Annotated in this window: 20 protein-coding genes; 14 read left to right on the top strand and 6 right to left on the bottom strand. The window is 71.9% G+C overall.

Features of this window, described 5'->3' with window-relative positions; translation table 11 throughout:
* Positions 1-15 precede the first annotated feature (15 nt).
* The 13 genes from pyrR (at position 16) to CXQ92_RS03005 (ending at position 15,094) form a co-directional block, all read left to right on the top strand.
* Complete coding sequence (pyrR, locus tag CXQ92_RS03065) at positions 16-603, top strand: bifunctional pyr operon transcriptional regulator/uracil phosphoribosyltransferase PyrR (protein ID WP_104165178.1); 588 nt, start codon at positions 16-18, stop codon at positions 601-603.
* Positions 600-1,625, top strand: coding sequence for an aspartate carbamoyltransferase catalytic subunit (locus CXQ92_RS03060; protein ID WP_104165177.1), 1,026 nt, complete (start codon positions 600-602; stop codon positions 1,623-1,625). Before pyrR ends, CXQ92_RS03060 begins: the two co-directional genes overlap by 4 nt.
* Positions 1,622-3,001 carry a dihydroorotase gene (locus tag CXQ92_RS03055; protein ID WP_258069682.1) on the top strand — a complete coding sequence of 460 codons (1,380 nt, stop codon included), beginning with the start codon at positions 1,622-1,624 and terminating at the stop codon, positions 2,999-3,001. The genes CXQ92_RS03060 and CXQ92_RS03055 overlap by 4 nt, the downstream gene beginning before the upstream one ends.
* Positions 2,989-3,567 carry a hypothetical protein gene (locus CXQ92_RS03050; RefSeq protein WP_258069681.1) on the top strand — a complete coding sequence of 193 codons (579 nt, stop codon included), beginning with the start codon at positions 2,989-2,991 and terminating at the stop codon, positions 3,565-3,567. The genes CXQ92_RS03055 and CXQ92_RS03050 overlap by 13 nt, the downstream gene beginning before the upstream one ends.
* A complete protein-coding gene (gene carA, locus CXQ92_RS03045; protein WP_104165175.1) occupies positions 3,564-4,802 on the top strand; it encodes a glutamine-hydrolyzing carbamoyl-phosphate synthase small subunit in 1,239 nt (412 codons plus the stop codon). Before CXQ92_RS03050 ends, carA begins: the two co-directional genes overlap by 4 nt.
* Positions 4,802-8,110 carry a carbamoyl-phosphate synthase large subunit gene (gene carB, locus CXQ92_RS03040; protein WP_104165173.1) on the top strand — a complete coding sequence of 1,103 codons (3,309 nt, stop codon included), beginning with the start codon at positions 4,802-4,804 and terminating at the stop codon, positions 8,108-8,110. The genes carA and carB overlap by 1 nt, the downstream gene beginning before the upstream one ends.
* Positions 8,100-8,948 (top strand): orotidine-5'-phosphate decarboxylase, encoded by an 849-nt coding sequence (gene pyrF, locus CXQ92_RS03035; protein ID WP_104166666.1) that lies wholly within the window; start codon positions 8,100-8,102, stop codon positions 8,946-8,948. The genes carB and pyrF overlap by 11 nt, the downstream gene beginning before the upstream one ends.
* A 172-nt stretch (positions 8,949-9,120) precedes the next feature.
* The gene (gene mihF, locus CXQ92_RS03030) at positions 9,121-9,459 is read left to right on the top strand and encodes an integration host factor, actinobacterial type (RefSeq protein WP_043445530.1); all 339 of its coding nucleotides are present in this window, start codon (positions 9,121-9,123) and stop codon (positions 9,457-9,459) included.
* A gap of 10 nt (positions 9,460-9,469) precedes the next feature.
* Complete coding sequence (gmk, locus tag CXQ92_RS03025; protein WP_181033535.1) at positions 9,470-10,039, top strand: guanylate kinase; 570 nt, start codon at positions 9,470-9,472, stop codon at positions 10,037-10,039.
* A 45-nt stretch (positions 10,040-10,084) separates the two neighbouring features.
* A complete protein-coding gene (gene rpoZ, locus CXQ92_RS03020; protein ID WP_104119687.1) occupies positions 10,085-10,345 on the top strand; it encodes a DNA-directed RNA polymerase subunit omega in 261 nt (86 codons plus the stop codon).
* A gap of 28 nt (positions 10,346-10,373) precedes the next feature.
* Positions 10,374-11,585, top strand: a complete 1,212-nt coding sequence (gene coaBC / locus CXQ92_RS03015; protein WP_104165169.1) for a bifunctional phosphopantothenoylcysteine decarboxylase/phosphopantothenate--cysteine ligase CoaBC — start codon at positions 10,374-10,376, stop codon at positions 11,583-11,585.
* Positions 11,586-11,631: 46 nt separating this feature from the next.
* A complete protein-coding gene (gene metK / locus CXQ92_RS03010; RefSeq protein ID WP_104165167.1) occupies positions 11,632-12,843 on the top strand; it encodes a methionine adenosyltransferase in 1,212 nt (403 codons plus the stop codon).
* A 25-nt stretch (positions 12,844-12,868) separates the two neighbouring features.
* Entirely contained in the window at positions 12,869-15,094 is a 2,226-nt protein-coding gene (locus tag CXQ92_RS03005; protein WP_104165165.1) for a primosomal protein N', read from the top strand.
* A gap of 86 nt (positions 15,095-15,180) precedes the next feature.
* Here the strand turns inward: CXQ92_RS03005 and CXQ92_RS03000 are convergent, their stop codons facing one another.
* Both CXQ92_RS03000 and CXQ92_RS02995 read right to left on the bottom strand, forming a co-directional pair.
* Complete coding sequence (locus CXQ92_RS03000; RefSeq protein ID WP_258069680.1) at positions 15,181-15,336, bottom strand: hypothetical protein; 156 nt, start codon at positions 15,334-15,336, stop codon at positions 15,181-15,183.
* 226 nt (positions 15,337-15,562) lie between these two features.
* Positions 15,563-16,270: a DUF2306 domain-containing protein gene (locus tag CXQ92_RS02995; protein ID WP_104165161.1), complete on the bottom strand. Its 708-nt coding sequence runs from the start codon at positions 16,268-16,270 to the stop codon at positions 15,563-15,565.
* Between the two features lie 160 nt (positions 16,271-16,430).
* On the opposite strand from CXQ92_RS02995, the gene CXQ92_RS02990 reads away from it, so the two are divergent.
* Positions 16,431-17,165 (top strand): TetR/AcrR family transcriptional regulator, encoded by a 735-nt coding sequence (locus tag CXQ92_RS02990; RefSeq protein ID WP_104165159.1) that lies wholly within the window; start codon positions 16,431-16,433, stop codon positions 17,163-17,165.
* Between the two features lie 17 nt (positions 17,166-17,182).
* Here CXQ92_RS02990 and CXQ92_RS02985 read toward each other — a convergent pair whose 3' ends face one another.
* Genes CXQ92_RS02985 through CXQ92_RS02970 form a run of 4 tightly spaced genes read right to left on the bottom strand, consistent with a single transcriptional unit; the run spans position 17,183 to position 20,302 of the window.
* Entirely contained in the window at positions 17,183-17,464 is a 282-nt protein-coding gene (locus tag CXQ92_RS02985; RefSeq protein WP_104165157.1) for a hypothetical protein, read from the bottom strand.
* Positions 17,461-18,606 carry a glycosyltransferase family 1 protein gene (locus CXQ92_RS02980; protein WP_104165155.1) on the bottom strand — a complete coding sequence of 382 codons (1,146 nt, stop codon included), beginning with the start codon at positions 18,604-18,606 and terminating at the stop codon, positions 17,461-17,463. Before CXQ92_RS02980 ends, CXQ92_RS02985 begins: the two co-directional genes overlap by 4 nt.
* Positions 18,603-19,475, bottom strand: coding sequence for an alpha/beta fold hydrolase (locus tag CXQ92_RS02975; RefSeq protein ID WP_104165153.1), 873 nt, complete (start codon positions 19,473-19,475; stop codon positions 18,603-18,605). Before CXQ92_RS02975 ends, CXQ92_RS02980 begins: the two co-directional genes overlap by 4 nt.
* The gene (locus CXQ92_RS02970) at positions 19,475-20,302 is read right to left on the bottom strand and encodes an aldo/keto reductase (protein WP_104165151.1); all 828 of its coding nucleotides are present in this window, start codon (positions 20,300-20,302) and stop codon (positions 19,475-19,477) included. The genes CXQ92_RS02975 and CXQ92_RS02970 overlap by 1 nt, the downstream gene beginning before the upstream one ends.
* Between the last annotated feature and the right edge of the window lie 8 nt (positions 20,303-20,310).

Here is a 20,310-nt window from a genome sequence, read left to right as displayed (position 1 = left end):
AGGAGGAAGCGTGTTATGACCATGCCTGCCTCGGAATCCGGCATCACCAAGCGCGTTGTTCTCGCAGCAGCAGACATAGACCGGGCACTCACGCGCATCGCCCACGAGATCCTCGAGGCGAACAAGGGCTCGCGTGACCTCGTGCTCCTCGGCATCCCCCGCAGGGGTTTCCCCCTCGCCCAGCGCCTCGCCCAGAAGATCGCGTCCGTGGATTCCTCGGTGGACCCGGACCTCATCACGGGTCAGCTCGACGTCACCATGTACCGCGACGACCTCCGCCGCAACCCCACGCGCTCGCCCCTCGCGACCCAGCTGCCGCCGTCGGGCATCGACGACAAGGTCGTGGTCCTCGTCGACGACGTCCTCTACTCGGGGCGCACCATCCGGGCGGCCCTCGATGCCCTCGCCGACCTGGGCCGACCACGCGCCGTCCGCCTGGCGGTCCTCGTGGACCGGGGGCACCGCGAACTCCCCATCCGCGCCGACCACGTGGGCAAGAACCTCCCGACGTCGTCCCGGGAACGCGTGCGGGTGCATCTCGCGGAGATCGACCTGATCGGCGGTTCCGCCGTGAACGAGGTCGTCATCGAGGACCGCGCGTGAAGCACCTGCTCAGCACGCAGGACCTCTCCGCGAGGAACGCCCTGCGGCTGCTGGACGTCGCCGAGGAGATGGCGGCGGTGGGGGAGCGGGAGATCAAGAAGCTCCCCGCGCTGCGTGGCCGGACCGTGGTGAACCTCTTCTACGAGGACTCCACCCGCACCCGCATCTCCTTCGAGGCCGCGGCGAAGCGCCTCTCCGCCGACGTCATCAACTTCGCGGTCAAGGGATCCTCGGTGTCCAAGGGCGAGTCGCTGAAGGACACGGCGCAGACCCTGGAGGCCATGAGCGCCGACGCCGTCGTCATCCGCCATCCGGCCTCGGGCGCACCGGCGCGGCTCGCGGCGTCGGGCTGGATCGACGCCGCCGTCGTCAACGCCGGGGACGGGACGCACGAGCACCCCACCCAGGCCCTGCTCGACGCCTTCACGCTGCGCCGGCACTGGGCGGGGCTCGGGGGCATGCCCAGTGCCGGGAGCACCCTGGCCGGCATGAAGGTCCTGATCGTCGGGGACGTCCTCCACTCCCGGGTGGCGCGCTCCAACGTCTGGCTCCTGACGACGCTCGGCGCGGAGGTCCTCCTCGCCGGCCCGCCCACCCTGCTCCCGGTCGGTATCGCGTCCTGGCCCTGCACCGTGTTCTACGACCTCGACGACGCCCTCGCCCAGCGGCCCGACGCCGTCATGATGCTCCGCCTGCAGGCCGAGCGCATGAACGCCGCGTTCTTCCCCTCGACCCGCGAGTACTCACGGCGCTGGGGGTTCGACGACGGGCGGCTCGCACTGCTGGACACGATGGGCCTGGACGACACCGTGATCATGCACCCCGGGCCCATGAACCGGGGCCTCGAGATCTCCTCCGCCGCCGCGGACTCGCCCCGCTCCACCGTCCTCGCCCAGGTCCGCAACGGCGTCTCCGTGCGCATGGCCGCGCTGTACCTCCTCCTCTCGGGGGACCCGCACGACGAGCACGACGACGAGACCGACGACCCGACCGCCCTGATCTTGGAAGGCCGCACCCTGTGACCACCCGCACCACCGACCCCATCCCCTCCGCCTACCTCATCCGGGGCGCCGCCGTCCTGGGCGGCGACGTCCAGGACGTCCTCGTCCGCGACGGGGTCGTCGCCGCCGTGGGCGCCGCAGCGACGGCGGAGGCACCGTCGGACGCCGGGACCGTCGACGCGGAGGGGCTGATCGCCCTGCCCGGCATGGTGGACCTCCACACCCACCTCCGCGAGCCCGGCCGGGAGGACGCCGAGACGGTCGAGACCGGCTCCCGCGCCGCCGCGCTCGGCGGATTCACCGCCGTGCACGCCATGGCCAACAGCTCTCCCGTGGCCGACACGGCCGGCGTCGTCGAGCAGGTGTACCGCCTCGGCCTCGCCTCCGGCTGGGTCGAGGTACGCCCGGTCGGGGCGGTGACCGCCGGCCTGGGCGGCGAGCGGCTCGCGGAACTCGGCGCCATGGCGGAATCCCGGGCGGCCGTCCGCGTCTTCTCGGACGACGGCATCTGCGTCCACGACCCCGTCCTCATGCGCCGCGCCCTCGAGTACGTCAAGGCGTTCGACGGCGTCATCGCGCAGCACGCGCAGGAACCGCGCCTCACCGAGGGCGCCCAGATGAACGAGGGCGAGGTCTCGGCCGTGCTCGGCCTGGCCGGCTGGCCGGCCGTCGCGGAGGAGAGCATCATCGCCCGCGACGTCCTGCTCACCCAGCACGTCGGCTCCCGCCTGCACGTCTGCCACGTCTCCACGGCCGGATCCGTGGAGATCATCCGGTGGGCGAAGGCCCGCGGCATCGATGTCACCGCCGAGGTCACCCCGCACCACCTGCTCCTGACCGACGAGCTCGTCCGCAGCTACGACCCGGTCTACAAGGTCAACCCGCCCCTGCGCACGTCCGACGACGTCCACGCGCTGCGTGCGGCCCTCGCCGACGGCACGATCGACGTCATCGGCACCGATCACGCACCGCACCCGAGCGAGCACAAGGAATGCGAGTGGGCGCAGGCCGCCATGGGCATGACGGGTCTCGAGACCGCCCTGTCCGTCGTCCAGCACACCATGGTGGAGACCGGCCTGCTGGACTGGGAGGGCTTCGCCCGGGTCACCTCGACCGGCCCGGCCCGCATCGGCCGGCTCGGACACCAGGGCCGGCCGATCGCCGCGGGGGAGCCGGCGAACCTGATCCTCGTCGATCCGGCCGCGCGCTGGACCGTCGATCCGTCCACGATGGCCACCAAGGGCCGCAACAGCCCCTTCCGCGGCCTCGAACTGCCCGGCAGCGTCCGGGCCACCTTCTACGCCGGGCACCCGACCGTCCTCGACGGGCGCCTCGCCTCCCCCCGACCCGCGTCCGGAACGCCCGCCACCGAAGGGGCAGCCGCATGGAATCCCTAGGCTGGGTCGCCCTGACCCTCGGCATCATCGCCGTGATCGTCACGCTCATGGGACTCGGGTGGCGCAACCGGCTGCGTCGGCAGTCGGACGTCCCCGAGCCCCCGGAACCGTCCGCGGACCTGGGACCCGTCCTCTACGAGGCCGAGGGGCAGTACGTCGCGACGACGACGGCGGGGGACTGGCTCGACCGCATCGCGGTCCACGGGCTGGGCCTGCGCGGCAACGCCGTCGCCTCCGTCCACGAGGACGGCATCCTGATCACCCGTACGGGCGCCCGTACCGTCTTCATCCCGCGCGGCGACCTCACCTCGGTGCAGCTCGCGGGCGGCATGACGGGCAAGTTCGTCGAGAAGGAGGGGCTCGTGATCCTCACCTGGCGCCTCGGCACCCTCGGCGTGGACACCGGGTTCCGCACGCGCCACGCCGCGCACAAGGCCCAGCTCCTCGCCGCAACCGCCGCTCTCGTCCCGGTCCGCCCAGCGCCCCCGGGCACCACCCGCGCCGACACCACCGACTCCACCTCCGACCGCACTCCACCGACCCCCGAAGGCAGGGAACACCTGTGAGCCACGCTCCAACAACGGCCCCGGTCCACCGACAGGCACCCGCAGTGCTCGTCCTCGAGGACGGCCGCACCTTCCGCGGCCGCGCCTACGGGGCCGAGGGCACCACGCTCGGCGAGGCGGTCTTCGCCACCGGCATGACCGGGTACCAGGAGACCATCACCGATCCGTCCTACGCCCGTCAGCTCGTCGTCCAGACGGCACCGCACATCGGCAACACCGGGGTGAACGCCGACGACGCCGAGTCGCGGCGCATCTGGGTGGCCGGGTACGTCATCCGCGACGCGGCACGCCGTCCGTCCAACTGGCGCTCCGAGCAGAGCCTCGACGACCAGCTGCGCGAGCAGGGGATCGTCGGGATCGAGGGCGTCGACACGCGCGCCGTGACCCGGCACCTCCGCGAGCGCGGCGCCATGCGTGCCGGGATCTTCTCCGGCGCGGATGCCGCCCTGCCCGCGGACCGCCTCCTCGACCAGGTCCTCGCGCAGCCGTCCATGGCGGGCTCGCGGCTCGCCGAGGAGGTCAGCATCGACGAGGCGTACGTCGTCGAACCCGCCGACCACGGCTGGACCGGGGGGACGGTGGCCACCATCGCCGCCCTGGACCTCGGCATCAAGACGATGACGCCCCGGCACTTCGCCCAGCGCGGCGTCCGCACGGTCGTCCTGCCGGCCGCCGCGACGTTCGACGACGTCATGGCCGCCCGGCCGGACGGAGTCTTCATGTCCAACGGGCCCGGCGACCCCGCGACGGCCGACGCGCAGGTGGACCTCCTGCGGCGCGTGCTCGATGCACGCGTGCCGTTCTTCGGCATCTGCTTCGGCAACCAGATCCTCGGCCGCGCGCTCGGCTTCGGCACCTACAAGCTCCGCTACGGCCACCGGGGGATCAACCAGCCCGTCCTGGACCGCCGTACCGGCAAGGTCGAGATCACTTCCCAGAACCACGGTTTCGCCGTCGACGCGCCGCTGGACGGCCCCGTCGAGGCGCCCGCCGGCAGCTACGGGCGCGTCGAGGTCAGCCACGTGTGCCTGAACGACGACGTCGTCGAGGGACTCGCGTGCCTGGACATCCCGGCCTTCTCCGTCCAGTACCACCCCGAGGCGGCGGCCGGTCCGCACGATTCGGCGTACCTCTTCGACCGTTTCATCGACCTGATGCGGTCCCAGAAGGACCGCCCGGGCGCCCGGCCCGGCCACGACAGCACACACCCCGGCACAACCCAGGAAGAGAACTGATGCCCCGCAGAACCGACCTCAAGAGCGTCCTCGTGATCGGCTCCGGGCCGATTGTCATCGGGCAGGCCGCCGAATTTGACTACTCGGGAACGCAGGCGCTGCGCGTCCTGCGCGAGGAGGGCCTGCGGGTCATCCTCGTGAACTCGAACCCGGCCACGATCATGACCGATCCGGAGTTCGCCGATGCGACGTACGTCGAACCGATCACCCCGGACGTCGTCGAGAAGATCATCGCGAAGGAACGCCCGGACGCCCTGCTGCCCACCCTGGGCGGCCAGACGGCGCTGAACACGGCGATCGCCCTCGACAAGAACGGCGTCCTGGAGAAGTACGGCGTGGAGCTGATCGGTGCGAACATCGCCGCGATCGAGCTCGGCGAGGACCGCGAGAAGTTCAAGGGCGTCGTGGCGCGGTGCGGTGCGGAATCGGCCCGGTCCTCGATCATCCACACGATCGACGAGGCCCTGGCGGCCGCCGAGGACCTCGGCTACCCGATGGTGGTCCGGCCGTCCTTCACCATGGGCGGCCTCGGCTCCGGCCTGGCGTACACCGAGCAGGACCTGCGCCGGATCGTCGGCCAGGGCCTGCAGTACAGCCCCACGAGCGAGGTCCTCCTCGAGGAGAGCATCCTCGGGTGGAAGGAGTACGAGCTCGAGATGATGCGCGACAGGAACGACAACGTCGTCGTCGTGTGCTCCATCGAGAACGTGGATCCCGTGGGCGTGCACACGGGCGACTCCATCACGGTGGCGCCGGCCCTGACGCTCACCGACCGCGAGTACCAGCGGCTGCGGGACATCTCGATCGCCGTGATCCGCGAGGTCGGCGTCGACACCGGCGGCTGCAACATCCAGTTCGCCATCGAACCCGACACGGGCCGCGTCGTCGTCATCGAGATGAATCCGCGCGTCTCGCGCTCCTCCGCCCTCGCGTCGAAGGCCACCGGGTTCGCGATCGCCAAGATCGCGACGAAGCTCTCCCTCGGTTACACGCTCGACGAGATCCCCAACGACATCACCCTGAAGACCCCGGCGTCCTTCGAGCCGACCCTCGACTACGTGGTGGTCAAGGTGCCGCGGTTCGCGTTCGAGAAGTTCCCCGCCGCGGACCCCACGCTGACCACCACCATGAAGTCCGTGGGCGAGGCGATGGCGATGGGCCGCAACTTCACGGAGGCCCTGCAGAAGGCCCTCCGCTCCCTCGAGCAGAAGGGGTCGCAGCTGTCCTTCGCGCCGGTCCCCGCCGGGGACGTCGACGCCCTCGTCGAGGCGGCCCGACGCCCCACCACCGACCGGCTGTCGCAGGTGCAGCGCGCCCTGCTCGGCGGCGCCACGGTGGAGCGGCTGTACGAGGCCACGGGGATCGACCCGTGGTTCCTCGACCAGCTCGTGCTCCTCAACGAGATCGCGGAGGAGGTGCGCTCGGCGCCGAACCTGACGGAGGACGTGCTGCGGCGCGCCAAGCGGCACGGGTTCTCGGACGACCAGATCGGCTCCCTCACCTCCACGCCCGAGGCCGTGGTGCGCGGGGTGCGGCACGCGCTCGGTATCCGCCCGGTCTTCAAGACCGTGGACACCTGCGCGGCGGAGTTCGCCGCCTACACGCCCTACCACTACTCGTCCTACGACGAGGAGGACGAGGTGGCGCAGCACGAGAAGCCCTCGGTGATCATCCTCGGCTCCGGGCCCAACCGGATCGGCCAGGGCATCGAGTTCGACTACTCCTGCGTCCACGCCACGATGGCGCTGCGGGAGGCCGGCTACGAGACGGTCATGGTCAACTGCAACCCCGAAACGGTCTCCACGGACTACGACATCTCCACGCGGCTGTACTTCGAGCCGCTGACCCTCGAGGACGTCCTCGAGGTCATCGCGGCCGAGCAGCGCACCGGCGGGGTCCTCGGCGTCTTCGTCCAGCTCGGCGGACAGACGCCGCTGAAGCTCGCCCAGGAACTCGCCGACGCCGGGATCCCCATCCTCGGCACGTCCCCCGAGGCCATCGACCTCGCCGAGCACCGCGGTGCGTTCAGCCGCGTGCTCGACGCCGGCGGCCTGATCTCCCCCAAGAACGGCACCGCGGTGTCCTTCGAGGACGCGAAGGAGATCGCCGACGCCATCGGCTACCCGGTGCTGGTGCGTCCGTCCTACGTGCTCGGCGGCCGGGGCATGGAGATCGTCTACGACGAGGCGAACCTCTCGCGCTACATCACCAACGCCACGGAGATCACCGAGGCGCACCCGGTCCTGATCGACCGCTTCCTCGAGGACGCGATCGAGATCGACGTCGACGCGCTGTACGACGGCACGGAGATGTACCTCGGCGGGATCATGGAGCACATCGAGGAGGCCGGCATCCACTCCGGCGACTCGGCGTGCGTGCTGCCGCCCATCACCCTCGGAGCCGATGTCCTGCAGCGGGTCCGGGAGGCGACGCTCGCCATCGCCGAGGGCGTCGGCGTCCGCGGGCTCATCAACATCCAGTTCGCGCTGGCCTCCGACGTCCTGTACGTCCTCGAGGCGAACCCCCGCGCCTCCCGGACCGTGCCCTTCGTCTCGAAGGCCACCGGGGTGCAGCTCGCCAAGGGTGCCGCCCTGATCGGCACCGGGGTCACGGTCCCGGAGCTGCGCGAGCGCGGGCTGCTGCCGGCCACCGGCGACGGCGGCTCCCTGCCGCTGGACGCGCCGGTCTCCGTCAAGGAGGCCGTGCTGCCCTTCAGCCGCTTCCGCACCCCCGAGGGCACGGTGGTCGACTCCCTGCTGGGTCCCGAGATGCGGTCCACCGGTGAGGTGATGGGCATCGACAAGTACTTCGACACGGCCTTCGCGAAGAGCCAGGCCGCGGCGAACGCGGCCCTGCCGGTGCAGGGCAAGGTCTTCGTCTCCGTCGCCAACCGGGACAAGCGCGCCATCGTCATGCCGGTCAAGCGGCTCGTGGACCTCGGCTTCGAGATCGTGTCCACGGGCGGCACGGCGGACGTCCTGCGGCGCAACGGCATCCAGGCGACGACGGTCCGCAAGGTCGCCGAGGGTACGGGGGCCCACGGCGAGGGCACCGTCGTCGACCTCATCACCGGGGGCGGCATCGACATGATCATCAACACGCCGTCCGGCGGCCAGGCGCGCGGCGACGGCTACGAGATCCGGGCGGCCGCGACCTCCTACGGTCTCCCGGTGATCACGACGATCCCCGAGGTGGGGGCCGCCGTGCAGGCGATCGAAGCCATGCGCTCCTACGAGTGGTCGGTGACGAGCCTCCAGGAGCATGCGGCGAACCTCCGGGCGTCCACCGCGGCCCGCGATGCCTCCTGAGGCAGGCGCCGCCGCCCGCGCGCCCTTTGGGGAGCGGCTCGCGGCGGCCCGGGCGGCCCGGGGGAGCCTCTGCGTCGGCATCGACCCGCACCCCGGGCTGCTGGCGGCCTGGGGGCTGGAGGACTCCCCGGCGGGCCTCGAGCGGTTCTCCCTCACGGTGCTCGACGCCGTCGGTCCCGTCGCCGCGGCCCTCAAGCCGCAGGTCGCGCTCTACGAACGGCACGGTGCCCGCGGACTCGCGGTCCTCGAGGCGCTGCTGGCCCGCGCGGCGGACGCCGGTGTCCTGACCATCGCGGACGCCAAGCGCGGTGACATCGGCTCCACCATGCGGGCCTACGCCGAGGCGTGGCTGGGGGAGGGTCGGCCGCTGGCCGCCGATGCGGTCACCCTGAACCCGTACCTGGGGTTCGAGTCCCTCCGGCCCGCCCTCGACCTCGCCGCCGCGACGGGACGCGGAGTGTTCGTCCTCGCCCTGACGTCGAATTCCGAAGGGCGCTCGGTGCAGCACGCCGGCGGTCCCGCGTCCGTGGCACGGTCCATCGCGCATGCGGCCGCCGCCGAGAACGCCGGCCCCGGACCCGGACACGTGGGACTGGTGATCGGCGCGACCATCGGCGACGCGGCGCACCGGCTGGGCCTGGATCTGCCCTCCCTCAACGGCCCCGTCCTCGCCCCCGGGGTCGGCGCCCAGGGCGCCGGGCGCCATGAGCTGGAGGCCGCGTTCGGCGCGGCCCTGCCGTTCGTGCTGCCGACCTCGAGCCGTGCGATCCTCGCCGCGGGCCCCGACGCGGCGACGCTGCGGGCGGAGGCGGAGCGCACGCGCGACGGGCTCGCATGACCGCGACGGCGCATTGATTTCGGAGGCGTACGCCCGGTAGGTTCGTTCCACCGGGCCTGCCGGGCCCCACCGACCCCGGACGACGCGCAGGCGTGTCCGTCGATCCACCTGACCCAGCCACACGACGAGCGGTCGCCGCCATTCGTGGTGCCGTCCAGCGTAGGGAGCACCCTTGAGCCTGAAGCCACTGACGGACGACGAACGAACACGGGCGCGCGAGAAGGCAACGGCGGCGCGGGCGGTCCGTGCGGACATCAAGTCCCGGCTGAGGACCGGTAAGCTTTCCGTGGCGGACGTGATCGAGAATCCCGACGGCGATGACGCCGTGGGCCGCCTGAAGGTCTTCGATCTCCTCAAGGCCCTACCCGGCGTCGGCGACGTGCGCGCGGCCGCCATCATGGCGGAGGTGGGCATCGCGGGGACCCGCCGCGTGCGCGGCCTCGGGATCCACCAGCGCAAGGCCCTCGTCACGTATCTCGAACAACACCAGTCTGGCTCGGCCAGAAAGTAAGGAAACGGTAGTGTCACAGCCCCGGTTGACAGTCCTGGCCGGCCCGACGGCGGTCGGCAAGGGAACAGTCTCGACCTACATCCGGGACAACTATCCCGCCGTGTGGCTGTCGGTGTCGGCGACCACCCGCCCGCCGCGCCCGGGGGAGGTCGACGGCGTGCATTACTTCTTCGTCTCCCCGGACGAGTTCGACCGGCTCGTGGCCGAGGAGCAGCTGCTCGAGTGGGCCGTGGTCCACGGCCGCAACCGCTACGGCACGCTGCGCCGGACCGTCCAGGCCGCGATGGACGAGGGTCGGACCGTGCTCCTGGAGATCGACCTGCAGGGAGCACGCCAGGTGAAGGAGACCATGCCCGAGGCCAACTTCGTGTTCCTCGCGCCCCCCAGCTGGGACGAGATGGTGCGCCGGCTCGAGGGACGCGGCACCGAATCGGCCGAGGAACAGCAGCAGCGGCTGGAAACCGCTAAACTGGAACTTGCCGCCGAGCCGGAATTCAACCACACCGTCGTCAACGACACCGTGGAGCATGCGGCAGACGAGCTCGTATCACTGATGGGACTGCGTCCGCTGGAGCGCTGAAGCGCGCTGATCCGGCCGGTCCCGCCTTATTTTTTGGAGAACTCTGTGTCAACTCAGCCCGAAGGCATCATCAACCCGCCGATCGATTCTCTGCTGGAGGCCTCGGACTCGAAGTACGCCCTCGTGATCTACGGGGCCAAGCGTGCCCGCCAGATCAACGCGTACTACTCCCAGCTCCACGAAGGCCTCTTCGAATACGTCGGCCCCCTCGTCGACACCCGGCTGAACGAGAAGCCCCTCTCCATCGCCCTGCGCGAGATCAACGAGGGTATGCTGGTGTCCGCGCCCATGGAACAGTCCGAGTAGTCCCGGCAGCCCCGAGCACGGACAGCCGGTGCGCGTAGTCCTCGGTGTCGGAGGAGGGATCGCAGCCTACAAGGCCGCATCCCTCCTCCGTCTTTTCACGGAGTCGGGCCACGACGTCACGGTCGTCCCCACCGACGCCGCCACCCGCTTCGTCGGCACGGCCACCTGGGAGGCGCTCTCGGGCCACCCCGTGAGCAACAGCGTCTGGGACGACGTCGACAAGGTGAACCACGTGCGCCTCGGGCACGAAGCCGACCTCGTCGTCGTCGCGCCGGCCACCGCCGACGTCCTGGCGCGGGCCGCTGCGGGACTCGCGAACGACCTCCTGACGGGCACGCTCCTCATGGCGCGCGGCCCCGTGGTCATGGCGCCGGCGATGCACACCGAGATGTGGCAGCACGCGGCGACCCGCGCGAACGTGCGCACGCTCCGGTCGCGCGGCGTCACCGTCCTCGAGCCGGCGTCGGGGCGCCTCACCGGGTCCGACTCCGGCCCCGGCCGGCTCCCGGAACCGGCGGACATCCTCGCGGCGGCCCTGGCCGCCGCCGCACCCTCCGGGAGCGGCAGCCTGCAGGGCAAGCGTGTCACGATCTCCGCCGGCGGGACGCGCGAGGCCCTCGACCCGGTACGGTTCCTCGGGAACCGGTCCTCGGGCAAGCAGGGCATGGCGCTGGCGGAGGCGGCCCTCGCCCAGGGTGCCCACGTGACCCTCGTCCTGGCCCATGCGGAGGTCGCACCGCCCGCCGGCTGCGACGTGGTGCGCGTCGAGTCCGCCCTCCAGCTGCGCGACGCCGTCCTGGGCGCACTGCCCGCCACGGACGTGCTGGTCATGGCCGCCGCCGTCGCGGACTTCCGTCCGGCCGAGGTCACCGCCACCAAGATCAAGAAGAACGACGACGGGACGGACCCGGTCATCACCCTCGTCCGGAACCCCGACGTGCTCCGCGAGGCCGTGCTCGCCCGGGACGCCGGTGCGCAGCCGCTGGTCATCGCCGGCTTCGCGGCCGAGACGGGGGACCCCTCGGCCGATCCGCTGACGCACGCCCGCGCGAAGCTCGCCCGGAAGGGGTGCGACTTCCTGGTGCTCAACGTGGTCGGCTCGGACCGGGTGTTCGGCGAGGACACCAACGAGGTCACCATCCTCGACGCGGACGGGGGTGAATCACCCGCAGTGCAGGGCTCGAAGCGGGCTGTCGCCGACGCCGTGATCGCCCACGCCGCGCGCCTGCTGTCCCGCTGATCCCCCCACGGGCCGGACTGTCCCTCCGACCAAGTAGAGTGAGCACGTGAATTCTCCCAGCATCGATTCCCCCCTGCGCCTCTTCACGTCGGAATCGGTGACCGAGGGCCATCCCGACAAGATCTGCGACCAGATCAGCGACGCCATCCTCGACGGGATGCTCGAGCAGGATCCGGATTCGCGCGTCGCGGTGGAGACCCTCGTGACCACGGGGCTCGTGCACGTCGCGGGGGAGGTCACCACCGAGGCCTACGTCGAGATCCCCCAGATCGTCCGCGAGACCATCCTCGGCATCGGCTACGACTCCTCGGCCAACGGCTTCGACGGCGCCCGCTGCGGTGTGTCGGTGTCCATCGGCCAGCAGAGCGCGGAGATCGCCTCCGGCGTCTTCACGTCGCTCGAGACCCGCGAGGGCACGGGCGTCGACCCCTACGACGCCCAGGGCGCGGGGGACCAGGGCATCATGTTCGGCTACGCGAGCGACGAGACCTCCGTGCTCATGCCCGCCCCCATCTGGCTCGCGCACCGGTTGTCCGAGCGCCTCACCGCCGTCCGCAAGGACGGCACCCTCCCGTACCTCCGCCCGGACGGCAAGACCCAGGTCACCGTCGGGTACGACGGCGACCGCCCCGTCTCGATCGACTCCGTGGTCATCTCCTCCCAGCACTCCGCCGAGGTGTCCCTCGAGGAACTGCGTGCCGGTCTCGTCGAGCACGTGGTCACCCCGGTCCTGGCCGACTCCGACCTCGACGCGTCGTCGGTCCGCCACATCCTCAACCCCGGTGGCGCCTTCGTCATCGGCGGCCCCGTGGGCGACGCCGGACTGACGGGCCGCAAGATCATCGTCGACACCTACGGCGGCACGGCCCGTCACGGCGGTGGCGCCTTCAGCGGAAAGGATCCGTCGAAGGTGGACCGCTCCGCGGCCTACGCCATGCGCTGGGTCGCGAAGAACGTGGTGGCGGCCGGCCTCGCCCGCCGGGCGGAGATCCAGATCGCCTACGCCATCGGCATGGCGCAGCCGGTCGGTATCTACGTGGAGACGTTCGGCACCGAGACCGTCGATCCGCTCAGGATCGGTACGGCGATCCGCGAGGTCTTCGACCTCCGTCCGCTCGGCATCATCAACGCCCTCGATCTGAAGCGCCCCATCTACCAGCGCACCGCAGCCCACGGGCACTTCGGTCGCGAGGACGAGGGTTTCACCTGGGAGCGCATCGACCGCGTGGACAAGCTCAGGAGCTACTTCAACGCCTGACACGGGAGGGGGCGGCCGGAGCATCATGACGCACACCACCCGTGTGCCCGACGCGACGGACGGGCAGCTGTCGTTGCTGCACGGCTTCGGCGCGGCCCGGCTGCCGCAGGCCGATCCCGAGCGGGCGTCGTCGCTGCCCATCGCCCGGGTCATCCTCGACGCGCAGCTTCCCCACCTCGACCGGTTCTTCGACTACGCGGTCCCCGCCGCCATGGACGCCGAGGCGCAGCCCGGCGTCCGGGTGAAGGTGCGCTTCGCCGGGCGCGAGCATGCCGGCTTCCTCGCGGAGCGGGTCCAGGAGGCCAGTACGGCGGCGACCCTCCTTCCGCTCGCGAAGGTCGTCTCCCCCCAGCAGGTCCTCACCCCCGAGGTCCTCGCCCTGGCGACGGCGGTCGCCGCGCGCTCGGTCGGGACCGTGAGCGACGTCCTGCGGTCCGCCGTACCTCCGCGCATGGCGCGGGTCGAGGCCGAGTTCGACGACCCGGGCGGTGCCGGGGAGACCGCGCCGCAGCCTTCCCAATCCGCCACCGACGCTGCCGACCCTTCCGACCCCGCTGCCCCGGCGGGTATGCTGCCCGTCGCCGTGGGACGGCCGTCCTCCGGCAGCTTCCTGCGCTACACGAACGGGCTCTCCTACCTGCAGCACCTCCGCTCCGGGGAGTCGCCCCGCGCGGTCCTGACGAGTCTCGGCGGGTACGGTGCCACGGCCTGGCACGAGGAGATCGCCGACGCCGTCGCGGCGGCCGCGTCCGCGGACAGGGGAGCGGTCGTGGTCGTCCCCGACCAGCGGGACCTCGCCCGCGTGGAAGCCTCACTCGTGGCCCGCCTCGGGGCGTCGGCGGTGGCCCGGCTGACGGGCGAGGACGGCGCGACGCCGCGGTACCGAAACTTCCTGCGCCTCCTCCACGGGTCGGCGACCGTCGCCGTCGGCACGCGGTCCGCCGCCTACGCGCCCGTGCGGAACCTCGGGCTCGTCTGCCTGTGGGACGACGGCGACGACCAGCACGTGGAGCAGCGCGCGCCGTACCAGCACGTCCGCGACGTCCTGCTGCTGCGCGCCGAGCAGGAGGAAGCCGCGATGCTGCTCTCCTCGTTCGGCCGCACCACCGAGGCGCAACGCCTCGTCGACACCGGCTGGGCACACGCCATCCAGGCCGACCGCAACGAGGTCCGCCGAGCGGCGCCCCGCGTCATCCACGCCGCCGACGCCTACCAGATGGAACGGGATCCGCTCGCCGCCCAGGCCCGCATCCCCCACGCCGCCTGGGCGGCGGCGCAGGCGGGGCTGAAGACCGGACCCGTCCTCCTGCAGGTCGCCCGCACGGGCTTCTCCCCGGCCCTGGCCTGCGACCGGTGCCGCCACGCCGCACGCTGCACGGTCTGCGCCGGGCCGCTGGCACAGCCCAGCCGCCACGCGCCGCCGGCCTGCCGATGGTGCGGGCGCCCCGACAACCACTGGACCTGCCCGGAGTGCGGCGGCGGCCGGATGCGCGCCACCGTCGCAGGCGCCACGCGGACGGCCGAGGAACTGGGACGCGCGTTCCCCGGCGTCCCGGTCATCTCCTCGGCAGGCGAGCACATCGTCGACGACGTCCGGGACGTGCCCGCCGTGGTCGTCGCCACCCCCGGGGCGGAACCCGTGGCCGCGGGAGGGTACGCGGCCGTCATCCTCCTCGACGGCAACGCCCTGCTCAGCCGCGAGTCGATGCGCGCCGGCGAGGACGCATTGCGCCGCTGGTTCTCCGCTGCGATCCTCGCGCGCCCCTCCACCGCGGGCGGGACCGTGGTGATCACGGGCGACGACGACGTCGCCGTCGGCCACCTCGTCCGCTGGGACCCTGCGGGCGCCGCGGCCCGCGAACTGGCCGAGCGGCACGAACTCGGACTACCACCGGGCGTCCGGTACGCGGTGCTCACGGGGACCAGGGAAGCCCTCACCCACTTCCTCGACGGGCTGGACACCGAAGGTGCCGTGCGCGTCGTCGGCCCCGCGCCGGTCCCGCCGGATGTCCGCCGGGACGCCGTGGCGGCTGCCCGGGCCCTCGCAGGCCCGAAGCGCGGCGCCGACCGGGGAGTCCCGGCCCCTGCGGAGGCGCTGGCGGGACAGGGCAGCCATCGGATGCTGCTCTTCTTCTCCTACCGGGCAGCCGCCGGCATCACGAAGCTGCTCCGGGCCCGCCGGGCGGCACTGTCCGCCAGGCGGACGGGAGACCCGGTCCACATCAGGCTCGACGCACTCGACGTGCTCTGACCCCTTGCCCGCCGGGCCGCGGAGGGCTCACCGCGCGATGCCGGTGGTCCGGGATGTCCCGGACCACCGGCATCATCCGACCTGGGCTACTTCCGGGCGGTGAAGTACGCGTTGAACGGATCCGACTCGACGCCCTTCGACTCGACGTCCCGGAAGCCGGCCTCGGCCAGCATCGCCAGTGCGCGCTGCTCACCCCACACGGTGCCGAGCCCGTCGCCGCCGAGTCCGAGCGAGACGCTCATGCAGTGGACCGTGGAGATCGCGTAGAGGTAGCTGCCCCAGGGGAGGTCGATGTTGTCCTGGACGTTGCTGGACGCCTTAATCGGAGCCGTGCCTGCTCCAGCTGCTGATAGGCGGCCTGCCAGTCCCCGCGCCCGTACGCCGCCCGTCCATCGGCAAGCAGCTGGTCGAATTCCTCCATGCGGACCTCCGCATTAACGGTAGCTCCGCCGCTGCCCGGCGGGAAGGTCAGCGTCCTGCCTCCGATGACCGCAGCGGGGAAGCCTGCCGGTCCCGCCGGCGGATGACGACCTCCGCCACGAGCAGGTTGACCGTCCATCCGGCACCCATGAGCAGGGCCCTCGGCGTCACTCCGGGCGGACTGTCGAGGACCTCCGGGACGATGAGGATCAGGGCCTGGGTGCCCGCGCCCAGGCCGATCGCGTAGGCGCGGGTCATCCACGCGCCGTGGGCCCTGATGTTCCCGCGGACCACGGCGCGGACGCCCAGGAGGAGGCTGAGGACCATCCCGGTGCCGAAGAGGAGCCGGAAGGCGAGGAGGAGCTGGCCGTCACTGGGCGGGAGCGCGGAGAAGCAGGCCAGCCACAGGCCGGTGAGCGCCGCCACCAGTCCTGCCGGGAAGAGGATCCGCCCGGCGCTCCGGTGCCAGGTCCGCCTGCCCCGCCGCAGGGACGGCAGGAACTGGAAGGCCCCGAGCAGGGTGTACAGCGTGGCGCCCAGGATGTGCAGCACGACGGGCACGGGGAACTCGACGAAGCGCGCGTTCCGCTCGGTGATCTCGGCCCCGCCGGTCAGTTCGGTGAGGCGGGCGGCGCCGGCGAGCACGGGGATGAGGCCCAGCAGGATCAGCCCAGCGGGCACCAGCCACGCCCGTCGGCGCGAGGGTGTGCTACGTAGCCCGGTCGCGGTCTCGTCGGCTTGCCGGGTTCTCGTCATGGCCGTCCTGCCCTTCTCTGCTGCCCTCCGGGAATGCCCGGGCGGTAGCGGTGGACTGCCGACCCGGCGTAGAGTGTACGGCGTACACTTCATGGGCATCACCCTAGGTGTACGTTGTACACCCGTCAAGGGCTGAGCGGTCGGGAACGGGGGATGGTCGATGATGGCAGGACGCGGGACGTCGCGCACGCGGTTGAGCAGGAACGCGGTCCTCGGCGCCGCCGTCGCCCTCGCGGACGAGCAGGGCGTGGGCGGGCTGAGCATGCGGACCCTCGCCGAGGACCTGGGGGTGGTCCCGATGGCGCTCTACAAGCACGTCTCCAGCAAGGAGGACCTGCTCGACGGCATGGTGGACATGATCGTGGCCGAGATCGATCCGCCGCTCGAGGGGCAGGCGTGGAAGACCACCGTCCGCAGCAGGATCCTCTCGGCCCGGACCGTGCTGCAGCGCCACCGCTGGGCACGCCAGGTCCTCGAGACCCGGACCACCAGGACCCCCGCCGTGCTCGCCTACACCGACTCGTTCATCGGCATGTTCCTCGACCGCGGGTTCTCGGTCGATCTCACGCACCATGTCATGCATGCGCTGGGCAGCCGGATGTGGGGCTTCACCCAGGAACTCTTCGACGCACCCGGACCTGCGGCCGGCCCGTCGGTCGCGGAGGACGCGCGGGTCGATACCGCGTCCGGCTCGGCACAGCCCGATGCGGCCCAGCTCGCCGAGCTGGCGCGCCGGTTCCCGAACGTCCTCCGGATCGCGATGGCCTCGGCGCACGACGACGGCGTGGTCGGGCGCGGGTGCGATGACCAGTACGAGTTCGAGTTCGCCCTCGACCTGCTGCTGGACGGCATCGAGGGCCTCCATGCCCGCGGCTGGACGTCGGCGCGGACGTAGTGCATGGTTCCCGCCGGTCAGGGCGCGAGCCGCCAGCCCTCCGAGTCGACGTCCACCACGAGCGGCGGTCCGCCCTGCAGTCCGCGGCGGCGGAGGGCGAGCGCGATGGCCTCGGCCGGTGCCGTGATGAGGAACGTCTCGCCCCGGAACCGGTCGGCGGTCTCCTCGACGACGCCCGCTACGTCGCAGGGATCCGCGAGCTCGAAGCGGTCGGCGATCCTGCGGCGGCCCAGCCAGGGTGGCGGCTCGGCGCCCAGGCCGAGCAGGATCGCCGTGGCGGGGCACTGCAGGTCCGTCATGGACCGATCCTTTCGGGCGCCGTGCCCGCTGACGTGCGGGACGGCAGGCGGATCGGCCGGGCCCGTCGTCGCGTGAACTCCTCGACGGCGCGGCGGCAGGCGTCCCGGAGCTGGTCGGCGGATTCCGCCCACGAGTACGTCGCCGCCCGCTCGAGCCCCGCCCGGGAGGCCTCGGCCCAGCGGCCGGGCTCGTCGAGGGACAGGACGGCGTCCGCGAGCGCCCCGGGATCGTCGGGGTCCACGAAGAGTGCTGCCGTCCCGCCGACCTCGCGGAAGATCGGGAGGTCACTGGCGATCACGGGCGTACCGGCCGCCATCGCCTCGATGAGCGGCAGGCCGTAGCCCTCGGCCCTGGAGAGGGTCACGAGCGCCGTGGAATCGGCGAGCAGATCCTCGTACTCGGCGTCGGTCACGCCGTCGTGGAAGACCACGCGCCCCGCCGCGGGCACGAGAGCCTCGAGCTCCGCCCGGCGTGCGGGCGAGATCCTGCTCAGCAGGTGCAGCGTGTGCCCGGGGAGGGTATGCATGGCGCGGACGATCGTCTCGACGTTCTTGTAGGGCATGAAGGATCCCATGTAGAGCAGCGACGCCGACCGCCGTGCCTCGGGGTCGCGACGCCGCAGCGTCGGCTGGGGTGCGTTGCCCACGAGCAGGACGGGCCGGCGGGTCAGCCGGTGGCGGTGCATCAGCTCCGCCGTCGTCGCGGAGATCGTGGCGACGACGTCCGCACGGTCCAGCAGGAGCCGCTGGGGCCAGTACGCCAGGTGGTAGAGCCGCCACAGGGCGCGGACGGGCAGCGGCAGGAAGGACGGCGGCGTCGGGTTCTGGTAGTAGATCAGGTCGTGCAGCGTGAGCACCAGGGGATACCTGCGGCCCCAGGATCCCATGGTCTGCATCGGGCAGACGACGACGTCGGGCTCCAGCCGGTTGAGGCGTGCGGCGACGAACAGCTCGGCGGGGGAGAGCGGGCTGTTGATCAGGACGTGCGGGACCTCCGGGAGGAGGGCGAGCTGGCGGCGGTCGCTGATGAGCATCACGACGTCGTCGGTCGCGGCGAGCGCGGCGATCAGGCTCGCCCCGTACCGGCTGATGCCGTCGTGGTGGTCGGTGCGGGTGAAGCGCGCGTCGAACAGGATCCTCATGCGGGCACGGCCTCCAGGAATCTCCCGATCAGGAGCGCCGCCTCGCGCGGCTTCTCGTAGTGGACGAGGTGGCCGACGGCGGGGAGGATCTCCAGGGTCGCAGCCGGCATCAGCGCTGCGAGGTTCCGCTGGCTCTCCACCGACCCGATGTCGTCCTCCGCCGCCGCGACGAGCAGGACCGGAAGCTCCAGGGCGCTCGCGCGGTCCCGGACGGTCCCGGAGATGGAGGCGCGGAAGGCCTCGAGCACCACCCGTCGGCTGGCGAAGGAGCTGAAGTACGCGCGGTGCTGGCCGTGGATCCAGCGGCGGAGCGCCCGGTCCTTCGTCTTGGCCATGAAGATGCTCATGCCGCGGACGATCACGGGATTCGAGAGCAGGGCCCGGCCCGCGGCCTCGGGCAGCCGGTCCGCTGCCACGTAGTAGGCCTCCGCGACACGGGAGGCGATGCGGCTCGGGCCCTCGAGGGCGGGAGCGCTGATGGGGTTGACCAGCACCAGGGCCGCTGCGAGGTCCGGGGCGAGCGCCACGGCCTCCGCCGCGACGATCGAGCCGAACGAGTGCCCGAGCAGCACGCGGGGTCCCGGGACGAGGAGCCGTGTGCAGTCGGTGATGAACCGCGCGTAGGTGCCGACGTCGTGCGTGCCGGGCAGTTCCTGGCCCTGGCCGAAGCCGGGCAGGTCCGGCAGGAGGACGCGGTGGCCGGGCAGTTCCTCCACGAGGCGCAGCAGTCCGTGGTGGTCGCCGCGGAATCCGTGCACCATGACCAGCGGCGGTCCCGGCAGGACGCCGGGCTCCTCGATCGCCGGGAAGTCCCAGATCCGCTGGAGGGTTCCCTCCCACGCCAGGGTGCGGACGACCGCCTGCCGCATCAGTTCACCCTGTCGGGGTGCGACCCGAAGCGCTGGTCGCGCTCGAGCGCGTCGAGTGCCGCGACCTGGCCGTCGTCGAGCCCGAACCCGAAGATGTCCAGGTTGGAGCTGATCCGCTCGCGTGAACTGGCCTTCGGGATGGTCAGGATGGCGTGCTGCAGGTGCCACCGCAGGATCACCTGCGCGGGCGTCCGTCCGAGTTCCGCCGCGATCCGTCCGATGGCGGGGTCGTCGAGGACGTTGCCGCGCCCGAGCGGGCTCCAGGCCTGCGTCGCGATCCCGTGCTGATCGTGGAAGGAGCGGAGTGCACGCTGCTGAAGGTACGGGTGCAGCTCGATCTGATTGAGGACCGGGACCACCCCGGTCTCGGCGAGCAGGCGCTCGAGGTGGTCCTGCTGGAAGTTGGAGACGCCGACGGACCGAACGCGCCCGTCGGCCCGGAGCCGCTCGAGGGCCCGCCAGGACTCGACGTACAGGTCCCTGGACGGGCAGGGCCAATGGATGAGGTACAGGTCGAGGTACTCGAGGCCCAGCAGCCGCAGGCTCGCGTCGAAGGCGCGCAGGGTGGCATCGTACCCGTGGTCGTCGTTCCACACCTTGGAGGTGATGAAGAGGTCCTCGCGCTCGCCGGAGTAGGCCTGCGCGGCGGCGCCGACGCCGGACTCGTTGCCGTACAGGGCCGCCGTGTCGAGGAGGCGGTACCCCGCCGCGAGCGCCGTCGAGCAGAGGTCCCCGGTGTTCTCGGGCGGCACCTTGTAGACGCCGTACCCGATCACGTCGATCGAGTGGCCGTCGGCGAGCGGCGCGCGGGGAACGGAGGAGTCCATGGGTGAAC

The organism is Arthrobacter sp. SX1312, assembly GCF_002929295.1.
GTDB lineage: Bacteria > Actinomycetota > Actinomycetes > Actinomycetales > Micrococcaceae > Arthrobacter_D.
The sequence above is the reverse complement of the archived record's forward strand: the minus strand, read 5'-3'. Positions and strand labels throughout refer to the sequence as shown.

Excerpts from the sequence above, each read along its gene's own strand:
- CXQ92_RS02995 (WP_104165161.1), bottom strand. The coding sequence starts at position 16,270 with ATGACGAGAACCCGGCAAGCCGACGAGACCGCGACCGGGCTACGTAGC.
- CXQ92_RS02990 (WP_104165159.1), top strand. The coding sequence starts at position 16,431 with ATGATGGCAGGACGCGGGACGTCGCGCACGCGGTTGAGCAGGAACGCG.
- carB (WP_104165173.1), top strand. The coding sequence starts at position 4,802 with ATGCCCCGCAGAACCGACCTCAAGAGCGTCCTCGTGATCGGCTCCGGG.
- CXQ92_RS02980 (WP_104165155.1), bottom strand. The coding sequence starts at position 18,606 with ATGAGGATCCTGTTCGACGCGCGCTTCACCCGCACCGACCACCACGAC.
- pyrR (WP_104165178.1), top strand. The coding sequence starts at position 16 with ATGACCATGCCTGCCTCGGAATCCGGCATCACCAAGCGCGTTGTTCTC.
- CXQ92_RS02970 (WP_104165151.1), bottom strand. The coding sequence starts at position 20,302 with ATGGACTCCTCCGTTCCCCGCGCGCCGCTCGCCGACGGCCACTCGATC.
- CXQ92_RS03000 (WP_258069680.1), bottom strand. The coding sequence starts at position 15,336 with ATGAGCGTCTCGCTCGGACTCGGCGGCGACGGGCTCGGCACCGTGTGG.
- CXQ92_RS03005 (WP_104165165.1), top strand. The coding sequence starts at position 12,869 with ATGACGCACACCACCCGTGTGCCCGACGCGACGGACGGGCAGCTGTCG.
- CXQ92_RS03050 (WP_258069681.1), top strand. The coding sequence starts at position 2,989 with ATGGAATCCCTAGGCTGGGTCGCCCTGACCCTCGGCATCATCGCCGTG.
- CXQ92_RS02985 (WP_104165157.1), bottom strand. The coding sequence starts at position 17,464 with ATGACGGACCTGCAGTGCCCCGCCACGGCGATCCTGCTCGGCCTGGGC.
- CXQ92_RS02975 (WP_104165153.1), bottom strand. The coding sequence starts at position 19,475 with ATGCGGCAGGCGGTCGTCCGCACCCTGGCGTGGGAGGGAACCCTCCAG.
- pyrF (WP_104166666.1), top strand. The coding sequence starts at position 8,100 with ATGCCTCCTGAGGCAGGCGCCGCCGCCCGCGCGCCCTTTGGGGAGCGG.